Origin of the sequence: Dyella kyungheensis (assembly GCF_049913195.1) — a bacterium.
Classification (GTDB): Bacteria; Pseudomonadota; Gammaproteobacteria; order Xanthomonadales; family Rhodanobacteraceae; genus Dyella; species Dyella kyungheensis.
This window is the reverse complement of record NZ_CP183983.1, coordinates 3,522,808-3,537,343: the sequence shown is the minus strand read 5'-3', so window position 1 is coordinate 3,537,343 and position 14,536 is coordinate 3,522,808. Positions and strand designations below refer to the sequence as shown.

17 protein-coding genes are annotated in these 14,536 nt (G+C 64.7%); 11 read left to right on the top strand and 6 right to left on the bottom strand.

The features are described from left to right. The first annotated feature begins 54 nt into the window (after positions 1–54). Positions 55–540, top strand: a complete 486-nt coding sequence (locus ACN9MB_RS15990; RefSeq protein WP_204634142.1) for a glutathione peroxidase — start codon at positions 55–57, stop codon at positions 538–540. Here ACN9MB_RS15990 and dacB read toward each other — a convergent pair. Beyond that, positions 525–2,120, bottom strand: coding sequence for a D-alanyl-D-alanine carboxypeptidase/D-alanyl-D-alanine endopeptidase (dacB, locus tag ACN9MB_RS15985; protein ID WP_426269571.1), 1,596 nt, complete (start codon positions 2,118–2,120; stop codon positions 525–527). The two genes, ACN9MB_RS15990 and dacB, sit on opposite strands and share 16 nt — an antisense overlap. Before the next feature lie 118 nt (positions 2,121–2,238). Between dacB and ACN9MB_RS15980 the strand changes: the two genes are divergently transcribed. Both ACN9MB_RS15980 and ACN9MB_RS15975 read left to right on the top strand, forming a co-directional pair. Then, positions 2,239–2,721 carry an FKBP-type peptidyl-prolyl cis-trans isomerase gene (locus ACN9MB_RS15980; RefSeq protein WP_426269570.1) on the top strand — a complete coding sequence of 161 codons (483 nt, stop codon included), beginning with the start codon at positions 2,239–2,241 and terminating at the stop codon, positions 2,719–2,721. Between the two features lie 101 nt (positions 2,722–2,822). Next, positions 2,823–4,001, top strand: coding sequence for an FAD-dependent oxidoreductase (locus ACN9MB_RS15975; RefSeq protein ID WP_426269569.1), 1,179 nt, complete (start codon positions 2,823–2,825; stop codon positions 3,999–4,001). 3 nt (positions 4,002–4,004) lie between these two features. Here the strand turns inward: ACN9MB_RS15975 and ACN9MB_RS15970 are convergent, their stop codons facing one another. Both ACN9MB_RS15970 and ACN9MB_RS15965 read right to left on the bottom strand, forming a co-directional pair. Next, positions 4,005–5,135 (bottom strand): phospholipase A, encoded by a 1,131-nt coding sequence (locus ACN9MB_RS15970; protein ID WP_426269568.1) that lies wholly within the window; start codon positions 5,133–5,135, stop codon positions 4,005–4,007. Positions 5,136–5,267: 132 nt separating this feature from the next. Further along, a complete protein-coding gene (locus ACN9MB_RS15965; protein WP_426269567.1) occupies positions 5,268–5,750 on the bottom strand; it encodes a hypothetical protein in 483 nt (160 codons plus the stop codon). Between the two features lie 152 nt (positions 5,751–5,902). On the opposite strand from ACN9MB_RS15965, the gene ACN9MB_RS15960 reads away from it, so the two are divergent. Further along, a complete protein-coding gene (locus tag ACN9MB_RS15960; RefSeq protein ID WP_426269566.1) occupies positions 5,903–7,177 on the top strand; it encodes a winged helix-turn-helix domain-containing protein in 1,275 nt (424 codons plus the stop codon). A 3-nt stretch (positions 7,178–7,180) separates the two neighbouring features. Here ACN9MB_RS15960 and ACN9MB_RS15955 read toward each other — a convergent pair whose 3' ends face one another. Next, positions 7,181–7,663, bottom strand: a complete 483-nt coding sequence (locus ACN9MB_RS15955; RefSeq protein WP_426269565.1) for a hypothetical protein — start codon at positions 7,661–7,663, stop codon at positions 7,181–7,183. A 334-nt stretch (positions 7,664–7,997) separates the two neighbouring features. Here ACN9MB_RS15955 and ACN9MB_RS15950 point away from each other — a divergent pair, with 334 nt between their 5' ends. From ACN9MB_RS15950 to ACN9MB_RS15925, 6 genes are all read left to right on the top strand, one after another. Continuing rightward, positions 7,998–8,207, top strand: coding sequence for a cold-shock protein (locus ACN9MB_RS15950; protein ID WP_038616297.1), 210 nt, complete (start codon positions 7,998–8,000; stop codon positions 8,205–8,207). Between the two features lie 305 nt (positions 8,208–8,512). After that, positions 8,513–8,722, top strand: a complete 210-nt coding sequence (locus ACN9MB_RS15945; protein WP_019465668.1) for a cold-shock protein — start codon at positions 8,513–8,515, stop codon at positions 8,720–8,722. A 123-nt stretch (positions 8,723–8,845) separates the two neighbouring features. Further along, on the top strand, positions 8,846–9,742 hold the full coding sequence (locus ACN9MB_RS15940; protein WP_426269564.1) for an alpha/beta fold hydrolase: 897 nt from the start codon (positions 8,846–8,848) through the stop codon (positions 9,740–9,742). A gap of 52 nt (positions 9,743–9,794) precedes the next feature. Beyond that, positions 9,795–10,853, top strand: a complete 1,059-nt coding sequence (locus ACN9MB_RS15935) for an NADH:flavin oxidoreductase/NADH oxidase (RefSeq protein WP_426269563.1) — start codon at positions 9,795–9,797, stop codon at positions 10,851–10,853. A 14-nt stretch (positions 10,854–10,867) separates the two neighbouring features. Then, entirely contained in the window at positions 10,868–11,740 is an 873-nt protein-coding gene (locus ACN9MB_RS15930; protein WP_426269562.1) for a pirin family protein, read from the top strand. A 67-nt stretch (positions 11,741–11,807) separates the two neighbouring features. Further along, positions 11,808–12,110, top strand: coding sequence for an Mpo1-like protein (locus ACN9MB_RS15925; protein ID WP_426269561.1), 303 nt, complete (start codon positions 11,808–11,810; stop codon positions 12,108–12,110). Positions 12,111–12,219: 109 nt separating this feature from the next. On the opposite strand, the gene ACN9MB_RS15920 is transcribed toward ACN9MB_RS15925, so the two are convergent. Next, entirely contained in the window at positions 12,220–12,609 is a 390-nt protein-coding gene (locus tag ACN9MB_RS15920) for a cytochrome c (RefSeq protein WP_426269560.1), read from the bottom strand. A gap of 112 nt (positions 12,610–12,721) precedes the next feature. Between ACN9MB_RS15920 and ACN9MB_RS15915 the strand changes: the two genes are divergently transcribed. Further along, positions 12,722–13,570 carry a tRNA threonylcarbamoyladenosine dehydratase gene (locus ACN9MB_RS15915; RefSeq protein WP_426271934.1) on the top strand — a complete coding sequence of 283 codons (849 nt, stop codon included), beginning with the start codon at positions 12,722–12,724 and terminating at the stop codon, positions 13,568–13,570. 105 nt (positions 13,571–13,675) lie between these two features. Here the strand turns inward: ACN9MB_RS15915 and phbB are convergent, their stop codons facing one another. Continuing rightward, positions 13,676–14,416 (bottom strand): acetoacetyl-CoA reductase, encoded by a 741-nt coding sequence (gene phbB / locus ACN9MB_RS15910; protein ID WP_204634152.1) that lies wholly within the window; start codon positions 14,414–14,416, stop codon positions 13,676–13,678. Positions 14,417–14,536 lie beyond the last annotated feature (120 nt).

Genomic DNA, 14,536 nt, shown 5'->3' with positions numbered 1-14,536 from the left:
ACCGTGAGCCTGCATGGGGCTAGACTGGCGTCCTTTCAATGAGGAATGGCTGCGATGACCTCCATCTACGATTTCTCCGCGCGCGACATCGATGGCAACGAGCGCTCGCTGGCCGACTTTCGCGGCAAGACGCTGCTGGTCGTCAACGTGGCCTCCAAGTGCGGATTCACGCCGCAATACACCGGGCTGGAGGCGCTGTGGCGCGCCGACCGCGACAAGGGCCTGGTGGTGCTGGGTTTTCCCTGCGACCAGTTCGGCCATCAGGAGCCTGGCGACGAGGCCGAGATCCGCAACTTCTGTTCCACCAGCTACGACGTGAGCTTCCCGCTGTTCGCCAAGGTCGAGGTCAATGGCGATGGCGCGCACCCGCTCTACAAGTGGCTCAAGAGCGAAGGCAAAGGCATCCTGGGCAGCGAATCGATCAAGTGGAACTTCACCAAGTTCCTGGTCGATCGCGATGGCCAGGTGGTGAAACGCTACGCGCCCACCGACACGCCGGAAAAGATCGGCAAGGACCTGCGCAATCAGTTGGCGGGCTGAGTCGCCACCGCCGGCGTTGACGCTGGCTGCCGCGATCCGGCCAGCAGCACGGCGATCTGGTCGATGTCGCGGGTGGCGCTGGGCGCGCCCGCGGGTGGATCGTAGTTGTTGAGCATGATGGCGAATGCCAGCCGCTCGCCGTCGCCGCTGGTGACGTAGCCCGCCAGGCAGTGCACGAAACTCATGCTGCCCGTCTTGGCGCGCAGGTTGTTTTCAGCCGGCGTGTTGCGCATGCGCCATTGCAGCGTGCCGTCGACACCGGCAATCGGCAGCGCCTCCGCCAACGCCGGTCCGTACGGCTGGCCGGCGAGGAAGGCGAGCAGCTGCGCCATCGCACGCGGCGTGGCGAGATTGCGGCGCGACAGTCCCGTGCCTTCCTCGATCAGGCTGGCGGCCGGCGCGATGCCGATCTGTTCCAGCAGCTGATGCATCGCGCGGATGCCCCAGCGCTCGCTGGTGATGAAACCCATGCTGCCTTCGCGTTGCTCCATATCCGCCTGTGCCTTCACGCCGGCGAGCAACAGCAGGTTCTGCAGATAGAGGTTCTGCGAGCGCTTGAGGCCGCGCTCGAGGATCTCGCCGATTGGCGGCGACAACACTTCGGCCAGGGTCTGCGGCTGTGCCGGCAGGAAAGTGTCGCGACGCGGCCAGCGCACGGTGAGCAGCTTGCCGTCGAGCTGGATGCCATGGCGCTGCAGCGCCTCCTTCAACAACTGGCCGGCGAATTGCGCGGGGTCGGGCAGGGCGAGCTTGTAGTTTTGCGCGGGCGACTTGGCCGCGATGTTGCCGAACGCGTACAGCACGCCATCGCCCGGTGCGCGATAGAGGTTCACGTCGTTGTGCGTGCGCTGCGCGCTGGTCACCACCTCGTTGGCCACGCTGGGTATCGCGTTGGCGGGATCGAAGCGCAACTGGGCCGGCAGGCCGGCACCGGCGCCCGGCGTCACCGTGACGTCGACCTGGTTCTCGCCCACGCTCAAGGCGCTCGCCGGCACGGCGAACCAACTCTGCAGATCGATTGCTTCCCACCCGGTGCCCATGGCGGGGCTGGCGAAGTAGGTCGAGTCGGCGATCAGGTCGCCACGCACATGGCGCAGGCCCTGCGCCGCCAGTTGCTCGGCCAGCTGATTGGCCCAGCCCAGCGTGGCCACGTCGGCGCCGAGGGTGGGGTCGCCCATGCCGTAGAGGATCAGCGGCCCATCGAGCCTGCCGTTGCGTATCTCGCCACCGGCCAGCACGCGCGTGGGGATGCGGTAGTCGGCACCCAGTTCGCTGAGCGTCACCGCCGCGGTGAACAGCTTGGCGGTGGAGGCGGGTTGGAACAGCTGGTCCGCGTGATGGCTGTAGACCGTGCGGCCGTTGCTGAGCGACACCACCGCGATGCCCCAGTCGGCACCGGCAAAGCGCGCCTGGCCGATCACCGCGTCGATCTGCTGGGCCAGCGAGGCCGCGCTGGCAGGCGCTTGTGCGGGAAGGACCTGATTTTGCGGCGTGGCCAGTAGCGACACCGGCAAACTCGCCAACGCCAGCCCGAAAAAGGCGGCCCGAGCGCGGCGTAGCAGCTGTTTCTCGAGAACCATGGCCGGAGTATGGCCAATCCGGCATGCCCGCGCCTAGCCGGCATCGTCACAAGGGCTCTGTTAATCTTGGAGATTCGTACCGGGCTCAGCCGGTGCCATTCCCCTTTTAGAGACCATCATGCAGATCGAGAACAACTCCGTCGTTTCCTTCCATTACACGCTGACCGACGACAACGGCCAGGTCCTCGACAGCTCGCAGGGTCGCGAGCCGCTCGTGTACCTCCAGGGCGTGGGCCAGATCGTCCCGGGCCTGGAAAAGGCGATGGAAGGCCGCCAGGTCGGCGACCAGTTCAAGGTCGACGTGGCGCCGGAAGAAGGCTATGGCGTGCATCACGCCGAGCTCGTGCAGGAAGTGCCGCGCGAGGCCTTCCAGGGCGTGGAAGACATCCAGCCGGGCATGCAGTTCCAGGGCCGCGGCCCGCAGGGCGTGATCAATGTCACCGTGACCAAGATCGAAGACGGCAAGGTGCACATCGACGGCAATCACCCGCTCGCCGGCCAGACGCTGCATTTCGACGTCGAAGTGACTGAAGTGCGCCCGGCCAGCGAGGAAGAGCTTTCGCACGGCCACGTGCACGGTGAAGGCGGCCATCACCACTGAGTGACCAAGAACGGCGTCGGCGATCCCGTCGACGCCGTTCCCTGCGAGGCATGAAGCCGTCGCATGGATCGTGCACACTGCGGATCAGACAAGGAGTGGTCATGCAAGGGAAGTTGCGCATCGCCGTCGTGGGCTACGGCGTGGCCGGCCAGGCAAGCTGCCTGTTGTTGGCCGAGGCCGGGCACTCCCTCACCGTATTCGAGCAGGCGGCTGCGCCCGGTCCCGTTGGCGCCGGGTTCCTGCTGCAACCCACCGGTCTTTCCGTGCTGGCCCGGCTGGGCCTGCATGGCCAGGCGCTCGCGAGCGGCCAACGCATCGAGCAACTCTACGGTTGCAATCTCGCCGGCCGCATGGTGATGGACATGCACTATCGCGATCACGCCCCCGACTGCTTCGGCCTGGGCATGACGCGTGGCGCGCTGTTCTCGCTGTTGCATCGCGCCTATGCGGATCGGGACGCGATCGTCACCGGCACGCGCATCGAGCGACGCTCGGACGATGGCAGGTTCCTCATCGACGCCAGCGGACAACAGCACGGACCCTTCGACCTGGTGATCGCCGCCGACGGCGCGCATTCCGCCCTGCGTCATCGCACCAGCGTGGTGCGCAGCGAGCAGCTGTATCCCTGGGGCGCCATGTGGTGCCTGCTGCCCGCAGCGGATTGGCCGCACAGCACGGTGCTGCATCAGCGTTATGCGGGAACGCGGGAGATGATCGGCCTGATGCCGGTCGGGCGCCGCGACGATTCCGATCAGCGCTGGCTCACGTTCTTCTACAGTCTTCCCGGCGAGCAGGTGGATGCGTTCGATGAGGCTGCATTCGAGCGACTTCGCCAGCGGGTAGCCGAGCTGTGGCCCGAGGCCTTGCCGTGTCTTTCCGGCATCCACTCATCCACCCAGCTGCATCGTGCCCGCTATCGCGACGTGTTGCTGCGCTCGACCGTCGAAGGTCAGACGGTGTTCGTGGGCGATGCGGCGCACGCCATGAGTCCGCAGCTGGGGCAGGGCGTGAACATGGCGCTGCTCGATGCACAGGCGCTGGCGGACGCCCTGGCGTCGCACGACGAGCTGGGCGCGGCACTGCATGCGTATCGAAAAGCGCGACGTCGGCACGTCGCCATCTATCAGCGCCTGAGTCGATGGCTGACGCCGCTGTTCCAATCCAACCGCGATGCGCTGGCCACCGTGCGCGATGGTGTCTTCGGTCCGTTGGGACGCCTGCCGCTGGCGCGCGGACAGATGCTGCGCATCCTCACCGGCACCAAGACAAGCTGGTGGTAAGCATCAGTACCAGTCGAGCAGCGACACGCCGATGCCGAGATAGGTCGCGTTGTGGTTGTAGTCGATCATGCTTTCGCCGTAACCCTTGAACAATTCCATGTAGCCGCGCAGGTTGCCGGCCACCGGGAACGACCAGGTGAATTGCGCCGCGCCGTGGCTCTCGCTGCCGGCACGCAGGGAATGGCGCAGCATCAGGCCGAATTCCTGGCCCTTCCATTCGTGGATGATCTGCATGTCGGCCCGGCCCATGTAATTGTCGATGTCCGGGTTGTTGTCATCCGGGCCGCCCTCGGGAATGCGCCACCAGGGGCGGAACATCACCGTCCAGGTCGGACGCTCGAAACCGATGTAACCCATCACGCGGTTCCAGCTGCGCGACAGCGGATCGGATTGCCCGTTGGATTCGTGATCGAGGCCGATGCCGAGCAGGCGTCCATTCCATCCGGCCAGCTGGTAGTTCGTGTTGAACATCAGCATGACTTCGGGTTCGTAGTTGGTTTCGCGGAAGGGGCGCGATTCCTTTTCGTTGTAGACCTGCCAGCGGGACGACTGGGTAAACGCGGCCCATATATCGCCTTCGTCGCCGAACACGCCCTGCCAGAGTTTGGTCTTCAGGCTCAGCTGGAACTTGCTCTCGATGTTGTCCAGCTGCTCCGGCGAGGTCACCGTATTGAGCGGATTGGGACTGTTGGGCTGGCGGTTCTGGTTGCTGCTGGCGAAGAACGGCATCACCACGATGGGCTTGTAGCCGCGCAGATTGAAGGTGCCAAGCTTGCTCTCCGGCGAAAGCTCCCAGCGGCTGTCGAGCAGCGACAGCGGCTTTACTTCCGGCGTGGCCTCGGCGCTCTCGGTGGCAGCGATCTGCGTGCTCGTCCTGGGCGTTTCGTGGCCGAACGCATTGGCCGAAGGTGTCGTCGACGGCGGAACAGGCGCCTGGGCAGCAGCATCGCTCTTCTTTTGCGCTGCGGGGAGATTGTCGCGTCCCGTTGCCCGGTCGTAGCAGGCGAGGCGCTGCGCATCCGTCTCGATCGCGGTGCATGCGCGAATGTCCATCGGACTGGGGTTCTGCGCATGCGCAGCGAAGGTGGGCAGGCCAAGCGTGATCGAAAGGGCTGCCAGGGAAGTACGTCGCATCGTGGGAGTCATCCTGGGCGGGCGTGCGAACACAACGCAGCGCCGGGGACCGATCAAATACCAGCGCCTTGCTGTATCGCATGTGACGACGCGGGCCGCCATTGCCGGCGACCCGCGTCGGAAGACCCCATCTTACTGGTTGTGGTTCAACCAGGCTTCGTACTGTTTCTTGGTCACGCGGCCGGCGTGCCCTTTGTCCACATAAGCCCAGTCGTTGGCCAGCAACGGATAGGCCGATGCGTCGTTCTCCGAAATATAGCTCTTGCCATTGGCGAGCTGCTCGAAACTCGGCGCCGGACCGGGATTGACCGGCGGAACGCTCGAATTGATAGTGACCTGCTGGCCCGCACTGGCAGTCTGCGCCTGAGTGCCGCCCGGCGGCGGAGGCGGCGTGGGTTGCGTGGCGGGCATGACCTGGGTCGGTGCCGGAGGCGTCGGTCGCGCGGACATGTCCTGCCCGGGCGGCGGCGGAGGCGGCGGCGTTGCCGGCATGCTTTGCACCGGTTGCGGCGGAGGCGGTGGAGTTGGCATGGTCTGGTCCTGCGCCAACACCGAACCGGCCAGCATCATCGAGCCGGCGGTAACAAGAGCGATCAAGGGTGTGCGGGATTTCATCGTCATGACTCCATGCCAGAATGCGTGGCTTGTGAACGGATGCGCGCGATGGGGCAGGGATGGAATGCGTGTCGCGCTGCATGTCCTTCGCGCTGTGCACCAAACTAACAAAACACGGCTAAATGCCGCCTCAATAAAGGCATCGTGAACACGTGAAACCCTCGTTACCGTTGTCGGTTTCTTCATCCGCATCACACACGGCGTTGAAGTTGGTGCAGGCACAGCGTCTGCACCTGGCGGCGCAAGGCCTGCTCAACAAGCCGAAGTCGCGTGCAAAGCCCGCCGACGTGGTGGCGGCGGTGACGCGCATGCGGCTGTTGCAGATCGACAGCATCCATGTGGTGGCGCGCAGTCCTTACCTGGTGCTGCACTCGCGCCTCGGCGACTACGAGCCGCAATGGCTGGAAGAAGCATTGGAGGCCGGTCGCATCGCCGAAAGCTGGGCGCACGAAGCGTGCTTCGTGCCGGCGACGGATCTTGCATTGCATCAGGCCTGGCGCATGCAACGTTCGATGCACTGGGCGTCCAAGCACGCCGATCGCATGCACCGGGAACATCGCGATGGCATGGATGGCTTGCTTGCGCGTATTCGCGACAACGGTGCGGCACGCGCGGCGGATTTCGAAAGCGAAACGCGTGGCGGCGGTGGCTGGTGGTCGTGGAAGCCTGAAAAGCGCTGGCTGGAAGCGTGGTTCGCGCTCGGCGAATTGATGGTGACGCGGCGCGAGCGCTTCCAGCGCGTGTACGACCTGACGGAACGCGTGCTCGAGAAACTCGATCCACCGATGGATCGCGGCTTGCTCGCACTCGATCACGAGGCGTTGCGTCGCCGCTTCATCCTGGACAGCGTGCGCGCACTCGGCATCGCGCAGGCACGCTGGATTGCCGACTACTACCGCCTGAAACCTGCCGTCACCGACAAGGAACTGGCGCCGCTGGTGGCCGACGGCGAACTGCTGATGGTGCAGGTGGCCGGCTGGACCGTTCCCGCCTATGTGCACCGCGATCACGCCGCGCTGTTGCTGCAGGCATCGTCAGGCCAGCTGCGCGCGACGCACACCGCATTGCTGTCGCCGTTCGATCCGGTGGTATGGGATCGTGCGCGCGCCGAAGCGCTGTTCGGTTTCGAATACACCATCGAGTGCTACGTTCCGGCGCCCAAGCGGCGCTATGGCTACTACGTGTTGCCCGTGCTCCATCGTGGAGCGCTGGTGGGAAGACTGGATGCGAAGGCACATCGTCGCGAGGGCGTGTTCGAGGTCAAGGCGCTGTTCCTCGAACCCGAGGTGGAACCCACCCCTCGCCTGCTCGAAGAGGTGGCTGGCGCGCTGCGCACCACGGCGCAATGGCACGGAACCCTCAAGGTGAAAATCGCACGCAGCCGGCCCGCGTCGGTGGCCGCAGCGCTGCGTGCGTTGCTGCGCTGAAGATCAATGCGCGCTGGCGTTGCTCGCCGGGCTCACGGGTGCGCAGGACTTGCCCTTCAGCGTTTCGCGCAACTGCTTGGCCAGCGCCGTGCAGCGGGCACCCATCAGGGGGCGCTTGTTGGGATCGACCGAATCCTGCAGCAGGCTGGTGCGCATGTCCTGATAGCGGGACTGCAACTGGTCGGCCGGGTACACGCCAGCGGCCGCATGGCAGGACATGTAACTGGCCAGATAGTCGTCGCAGGCCGCAATGCCTGTGCTATTGGGCAACGGGCTGCCGCCGGAGGTGGTCACCGTGCCGGTGCGGGGTTTGCTCGTGGTCGTGCCAGCGCTGGCAGCGCGCGAACCCGATGGGGTGGTGGTAGCGGTGCTGCCATGCGCCGTGGTGACCGGTCGCGTTTCGGGCTTGCTGGAGCAGCCCGCCAGGATGACGCCACCGGCGGCCAGGGCAAGGAGGGCAAGACGGTGGTGGCGACGGAACATCATGAAAGCTTCTCCTGGCGACGATTGAGCAAGACGGGTTTTGTGCTCATCAAGTGACGAGATGAAATGCGAAGATGGCGTGAAAATCAAACGTCTTTGAGTAAGCGCTGACGGTAGTCCATTCAGGTTTATTCCTACTGGCCTAGTCGCTTTGCGACCGGGGAGCGGCTATGATGCACATACTGTGTTTGCTGGGGTCACCAGAGTTTTGTGACCCGATGCCGCTGATCTCGATCTAGCCTCATCGCCTCACCCCTAGGGTTTCCTTGCACACCAGTAAGCCGGCCTGCACATGTCGTGCGGGCTGAGTCTGTTCAAATCCTATGGAGTGATTTACATGTCTGATCGTCAGATTGGTACCGTCAAGTGGTTCAACGATGCCAAGGGCTTCGGCTTCATCAGCCGTGACAACGGCCCGGACGTTTTCGTGCATTTCCGCGCGATTCAGGGCAACGGCTTCAAGAGCCTGCAGGAAGGCCAGAAGGTCTCCTTCAAGGTCGTGCAGGGTCAGAAGGGCCTGCAGGCCGACGAAGTGATCCCGCAGTAATTAAGTAAGCCCGCGGTAATTAGGCGTTCCAAACGCCAAGAAAAGGCCAGGCAGCAATGCCTGGCCTTTTTGTTTTATTCGCAAATGTCGTTGAAATGTGAAAATCAAAAGCGGTGATTAAAGCCATTCACTTGCATTAAAGAAATCCGTTATGCTGGATTCACTGTGGTTGCTCGGTCACGTGCGTGCCCGATGCGCGACTCTCGATGAGTCCACATCGCTACACCCGATCCCTGCATGCGCAGTAAGCCGTCGGCCAAAGGGGAGGCTGACTTGTCTCAGCATCGAGTTGATCGGAGTGAGTCATGTCGGATCGTGAAGTTGGCACTGTGAAATGGTTCAACGACGCCAAGGGCTTTGGTTTCATCAGCCGTGAAAGCGGCCCGGATGTGTTTGTGCATTTTCGGGCAATCAGCGGCTCGGGTTTCCGCAGCCTGAAAGAGGGGCAAAAGGTGAGCTTCAAGGTGGTGCAGGGGCAGAAGGGTCTGCAAGCCGATGAAGTGGCGCCCGCCTGAGTTCATCTGGATATTTACTGCATGAAGAAAAGGCCGGCGCATGCCGGCCTTTTCTTTGGCCGGCTTTTTAGTCGCGCGCGAATTGGCGTAGCCTGCTCCGCTTATCCACGATGCGTGCCGAGCATGTCCGATTCCCTTTCCGCTGCCACCGCGCTGCCCGCGCACGAACTGGTTCCCGTGTTGGCGGCCGATGGAGCGCGAGCGGAATTGCTGCTGCAACGTCCCGCATCGGAGGCGACGCAGGCGGTTTACTGGCTGCCGGCGTTGGGCGTGGCGGCCAAGCACTACCTGCCGCTGGCGCAGGCGTTGGCGGAGCGTGGGATCGCGGTGGCCATCCACGAATGGCGCGGCATCGGTTCCAGCGACAAGCGGGCCGACCGCCATGAAGACTGGGGCTACCGTCAATTGCTGGAAGACGACATACCCGCCGGCATCGCGGCCCTGCGCGCCCGCCTGCCCCGAGGGCGCCTGCTGCTGGGCGGTCACAGCCTTGGTGGCCAGCTGGCGGCCCTCTATGCCAGCCTGCATCCGCGCGACGTGGCGGGCCTGCTGGCCGTGGCCAGCGGCTCGCCCTATTGGCGCCAGTTCCCCCAGGGCCGCCTGCTGTGGTTGGCGTATGCGTCGGCACCGTGGCTGGCGCGCCTGGTCGGCCATCTGCCGGGACGGCGGATCGGCTTCGGCGGCAACGAGGCACGGCAGCTGATCGACGACTGGGCGCGCACCGGGCGTACCGGCCGCTATGCCGCCGCCGGCATGGCTGTCGATTTCGAGGCGCTGATGGGCCAGCTCGAGTTGCCGATCATCGGCGTGCGCATGCACGACGACTGGCTCGCGCCGCAGACGTCGCTGTCATGGTTGCTCGGAAAGATGCCACGCAGCCCGAACACGCAACAGGTGATGACGGCTGGCCAGCTGGGCATCGAGCGGGCCGATCACTTCGGCTGGATGAAAGCACCCGAGGCCGTCGCGATGCGCATCGCGCGGTGGCTGCATGCACAAACTAGCGGTTCGGGCACTTGAAGCCGGGACAACGCGACGGCATGTCTGGCAGAACGCTTTTCAGAGCAGGCCCATGAAACTCTTCACCCCGTTTACCCAGCGCAGCATTTCGCTGCGCAACCGCATCGTCGTTGCACCGATGTGCGAATACTCCGCCACCGATGGTGTGCCCAATGACTGGCACTTCGTCCATCTGGGCAGCCGCGCCGTGGGCGGTGCCGGACTGCTGATCACCGAAGCGACCGCGATCTCGCCCGAAGGCCGCATTTCCGCAGCCGATGTGGGGCTGTGGAACGAGGCGCAGCAGAAGGCCTGGCAGCCGATCGTAGCCTTCATCAAGGCACACGGTGCCGCGGCCGGCGTGCAGTTGGCCCACGCGGGACGCAAGGCCAGTTCGATGCGTCCGTGGGAAGGCGGCGGTCCGCTGGCGGCCGACGCGGGCGCCTGGCAAACCGTGGCGCCGTCGGCGGTACCGTTCGATGCGCATTGGCACGTGCCGCAGGCGCTCGACGCGGCCGGCATTGCGCAAGTGATTGCGGATTTCCGCGCCGCCGCCGAGCGCGCGCTGGCCGCCGGTTTCCAGCTGATCGAGCTGCACGGCGCGCACGGCTACCTCCTGCATCAGTTTCTTTCGCCGCTCAGCAACCAGCGCACCGACCAGTACGGCGGCAGTTTCGAGAACCGCACGCGACTGGTGCGCGAGGTGATCGCTGCCGTGCGCGAAGTGTGGCCCGAGCACCTGCCGCTTTGGCTGCGCATTTCCGCCACGGACTGGAGCGAGGGCGGCTGGGATGTCGAGCAGACCGTGCAACTGGCCCGCGAAGTGAAGTCGATGGGCGTCGACCTGGTCGATGTCTCCAGCGGCGGACTGGTTCCGCATGTAAAGATCCCGCTGGCACCGGGCTACCAGGTGCCGTTTGCCGCCCGCGTGCGCCATGACGCCGGTGTCGCCACGGGTGCGGTGGGTCTCATCACCGAATCCACACACGCGGCGCGCATCATCGACGAGGGGGCGGCCGACCTGGTGCTGATCGCGCGCGAGAGTCTGCGCGATCCCTATTTCCCACGCCGCGCCGCGCAGGAGCTTGGCGTTACGATCCCTGCGCCCGAGCAATACCAGCGCGCCTGGTAACTGAAGGAGAGACGATGGAACAGCAACCGACACTGATCGATGGACGCGTGCACGACCTGGGCGATGGCTTCAACGTGCGACGCCTGCTGCCGGTGCTGCAGGCTCGCCATGTGGGCCCGTTCGTGTTCTTCGATTACATGGGGCCGGTGACGTTCCTCGACGACAAGGGCATCGATGTGCGGCCGCATCCGCACATCGGCCTGGCCACGGTGACGTGGTTGTTCGATGGCGTGATCCGGCATCGCGACAGCCTCGGCAGCATTGCCGATATCCGTGCCGGCGAAGTGAACTGGATGACGGCCGGTCGCGGCATCGTGCACTCGGAGCGCACGCCGCCGGAAGCGCGCGGCGGCGGCCTGCGCACGCACGGCATCCAGGTGTGGGTGGCGCTGCCGCAGAAAGATGCGGAGGTCGAGCCGGAATTCCACCATCACGGCGCCGACGAATTGCCGCGCATGTCGCTGCCCGGCGCGGAACTGGTGTTGATCGCGGGCACCGGTTACGGCAAGGAATCGCCGGTGAAAGTGTTCGCGCCGATGTTCTTCATCGATGCCACGCTGGAAGAGGGCACTGAGTTGCCCTGGCCGGACCAGCACGTGGAGCGCGGCGTCTGCGTGGTGGACGGCGAAGTGGAGTGGGATGGCGTCACCGTGGTGCCGATGCACGCGGCGGTGCAGACCGGTCCGACCTCGCCGCCGCTGCGCGCGCGCAGCAAGAGCCGCGTGATGTTGTTCGGCGGTGCGCCGCTGGATGGCCAGCGACACCTGTGGTGGAACTTCGTGGCCAGCACGCGCGAGCGCATCGAGCAGGCCAAGGCGGACTGGGCCGCCCAGCGCATGGGCAAGGTGGTGGGCGACGAGGAAGAGTACATCCCGCTGCCGGCATGACGCGCTGCATGCTGCATCTGCCGGAAAGGCGATTTAGGCTTCAGGGCAGGCCAACGGGGTGACGCGCATGTCCGGCTACCGCAGCTTCCGCGAGTTCTATCCGTTCTACCTCAACGAACACGGCAACGTGCAATGCCGGCGCATGCACTTCGCCGGCAGCACCCTGGTGCTGGCGGTGATCGTGCTGGCCATCGTCAGCGGCAATGCGTGGTGGTTGCTGCTGGCGCCCGTGGCCGGTTATGGCTTTGCCTGGATCGGGCACTACGTGTTCGAGAAAAACCGGCCCGCGACGTTCACCCACCCGCTGTACAGCCTGATGGGCGACTGGGTGATGTACTGGCAGATCCTGCGCGGCAAGGTGAAGATCTGAGTGCTACACGCGCCCTTTGTAGGAGCGCACCCTGTGCGCGACCGCAGAGTTGGGTGTCACTGCTCCGCCCGCTTTTTGCGCACAGGGTGCGCTCCTGCAGGAGGATTGCTCAGCGGTACTGCTGATGGCACGACTGGCAGGTCTCGCCGATCGGCTTGATCGCCGCAGCCAGTGCCTTGCAGTCGCCCGGTGCAGCCTGCAGCGCCGCCTGGGTTTTCTCGCGCAGCTTGGTCGCCTCGTCCTTGAATGGCTGATCGACGCCCGGAAAGGCCTCATCGAAGTCGGCCTGGGTTTCCAGCAGGCGCGAAAGGTGCCGCTGCGATTGCACCGCATCGCATTTCTGTGCCTTCACGGCTGCGCTGAGCGCGCCGGCATGATGCGACATCATGGTCATCACGGTGTGCGAGTACGGTTCGCGCGAATGCAGCGCGTTCATGGCAAACACGGTGCCGACGATGCCGATGGCCAGGCCAAGCACGATCAAGAGGGCGGAACGCATGCGGTGAAACTCCCTGGAGACGCATAGGAACCCCCAGCATAGCCGCCGCCTGCAGCGGCGGACAGTTCCCGATAAAATGGCTTTTCTTCAAGATGTTGTCATGGCTTCGATGATGCAAACCGAAAACGCCACTCCGCTGGAATCGCCAATCGCGCTGGCTGCCGACGAGGCCGGCCCGTCGTTTCCGCGCGAACGCTTTGCCGGGGTTGAGCGCCTGTACGGTGTGGGCAGCCTGGACAAGCTGATGCACAGCCACGTCTGCGTGATCGGCATCGGCGGCGTCGGCTCGTGGGCTGCCGAGGCGCTGGCGCGCACGGGCGTGGGCCGTCTCACCTTGATCGATGCCGACGAGATCTGCGTATCCAATACCAATCGCCAGCTGCATGCGCTGGACGGGCAGTTCGGCAAGTCGAAAGTGAAAGTGATCGAGGAGCGCCTGCGGGCGATCAACCCGGCGATCAAGATCGACGCCATCGAGCGCTTCCTCACCACATCCACGCTGGACGAATTGCTCGATCGCGGCTACGACGTGGTGCTCGATGCCTGCGACGCGTTCCGCGTGAAGCTGGAGGCCATCGCCTGGTGCCGGCGCCGCAAGTTGCCGATGGTGACGGTGGGCTCGGCGGGTGGCCGTACGGATCCCACGCAGATCCGCGTGCGCGACCTGTCGCGCACGGAGCACGATGCGATGTTCAGTCTGATCCGCAAGAAGCTCCGGCAGGATTTCAACTTCCCCAAGAATCCGGATCGCTACTTCGGCGTGTCGGCGGTGTATTCGCTGCAGAACGTGCAGTACCCGCAGCCGGATGGCACGGTGTGCGGTACGCGGCCACCGGTGGCGGATGGCACGGAGGCGTTGAATCTTGCGTGTGGCGGTGGGCTGGGCGCCGCCACGCATGTCACGGGAGCGTTTGCGTTTGCCGCGGTGGGCAGAGTGATGGAGCGCTTGTTGGCAAGCTAAGCCTCTGTAGGAGCGCACCCTGTGCGCAACCGGCCAGCGCGGCGCATCCGCTCCGGCCGGTTGCGCACAGGGTGCGCTCCTACAATGGGCTTGCCTGTGGTGCCGTCACCACCCCATGTAATGCCCGCCATTGATCGACAGGTTGGCACCCGTGATCCACGCCGCTTCTTCGCCGGTGAGGAAAGCCACGGCGTGGGCGATTTCCTCGGGCTTGCCGAGACGCCCCACCGGGATCTGCGCGACGATCTTCTCGCGGACTTCTTCAGGCACGGCCATCACCATGTCGGTGCCTACATAGCCCGGCGAGACGGTGTTCACCGTGATGCCGAACTTGGCGTTTTCCTGCGCCAGCGAAATGGTGAAGCCATGCATGCCGGCCTTGGCGGCGGCGTAGTTGGCCTGGCCGTACTGGCCCTTCTGGCCGTTGATGGAGCTGATCTGCACGATGCGGCCCCATTTGTTGTGCCGCATGCTTTCGATCACCGGGCGGGTGACGTTGAAGCAGGCATTGAGGTTGGTGTTGACCACTTCCATCCACTGGGGATAGCTCATCTTGTGGAAGGTGGTGTCGCGCGTGATGCCGGCGTTGTTGACCAGGATCTCCACCGGGCCCATGGCGCTCTCGATGATGCGCACCATCGCTTCGCAGGAATCGGGATCCTTCACGTCGCCCGGCACCAGCAAGACTTCGATGCCTTCCTTCGCCATCATTTCCTTCATCGCTTCCGCTTTGGCCTGGTCGCGGTAGTTGGTGGCGACCCGATGTCCCTGGCGCCCGAGATAGCGAATGATCGCCGTACCGATACCACCTGTGCCGCCAGTGACCAATGCCGTGCGTTGCGTCATGCCTGTTCTCCAAAGATGCGAGTGTGCGATCAACCCCGATCGTGCAACCGGGATGCTGCCATGTCTACCACGCGCGACATGGCAAAACGTCTACGCAGGGTACGCCGTCTTGGGTCCCGA

Coding starts and splice junctions, on each gene's coding strand:
- ACN9MB_RS15990 (WP_204634142.1), top strand. CDS start 55: ATGACCTCCATCTACGATTTCTCCGCGCGCGACATCGATGGCAACGAG.
- dacB (WP_426269571.1), bottom strand. CDS start 2,120: ATGGTTCTCGAGAAACAGCTGCTACGCCGCGCTCGGGCCGCCTTTTTC.
- ACN9MB_RS15980 (WP_426269570.1), top strand. CDS start 2,239: ATGCAGATCGAGAACAACTCCGTCGTTTCCTTCCATTACACGCTGACC.
- ACN9MB_RS15975 (WP_426269569.1), top strand. CDS start 2,823: ATGCAAGGGAAGTTGCGCATCGCCGTCGTGGGCTACGGCGTGGCCGGC.
- ACN9MB_RS15970 (WP_426269568.1), bottom strand. CDS start 5,135: ATGCGACGTACTTCCCTGGCAGCCCTTTCGATCACGCTTGGCCTGCCC.
- ACN9MB_RS15965 (WP_426269567.1), bottom strand. CDS start 5,750: ATGAAATCCCGCACACCCTTGATCGCTCTTGTTACCGCCGGCTCGATG.
- ACN9MB_RS15955 (WP_426269565.1), bottom strand. CDS start 7,663: ATGATGTTCCGTCGCCACCACCGTCTTGCCCTCCTTGCCCTGGCCGCC.
- ACN9MB_RS15950 (WP_038616297.1), top strand. CDS start 7,998: ATGTCTGATCGTCAGATTGGTACCGTCAAGTGGTTCAACGATGCCAAG.
- ACN9MB_RS15945 (WP_019465668.1), top strand. CDS start 8,513: ATGTCGGATCGTGAAGTTGGCACTGTGAAATGGTTCAACGACGCCAAG.
- ACN9MB_RS15940 (WP_426269564.1), top strand. CDS start 8,846: ATGTCCGATTCCCTTTCCGCTGCCACCGCGCTGCCCGCGCACGAACTG.
- ACN9MB_RS15935 (WP_426269563.1), top strand. CDS start 9,795: ATGAAACTCTTCACCCCGTTTACCCAGCGCAGCATTTCGCTGCGCAAC.
- ACN9MB_RS15930 (WP_426269562.1), top strand. CDS start 10,868: ATGGAACAGCAACCGACACTGATCGATGGACGCGTGCACGACCTGGGC.
- ACN9MB_RS15925 (WP_426269561.1), top strand. CDS start 11,808: ATGTCCGGCTACCGCAGCTTCCGCGAGTTCTATCCGTTCTACCTCAAC.
- ACN9MB_RS15920 (WP_426269560.1), bottom strand. CDS start 12,609: ATGCGTTCCGCCCTCTTGATCGTGCTTGGCCTGGCCATCGGCATCGTC.
- ACN9MB_RS15915 (WP_426271934.1), top strand. CDS start 12,722: ATGCAAACCGAAAACGCCACTCCGCTGGAATCGCCAATCGCGCTGGCT.
- phbB (WP_204634152.1), bottom strand. CDS start 14,416: ATGACGCAACGCACGGCATTGGTCACTGGCGGCACAGGTGGTATCGGT.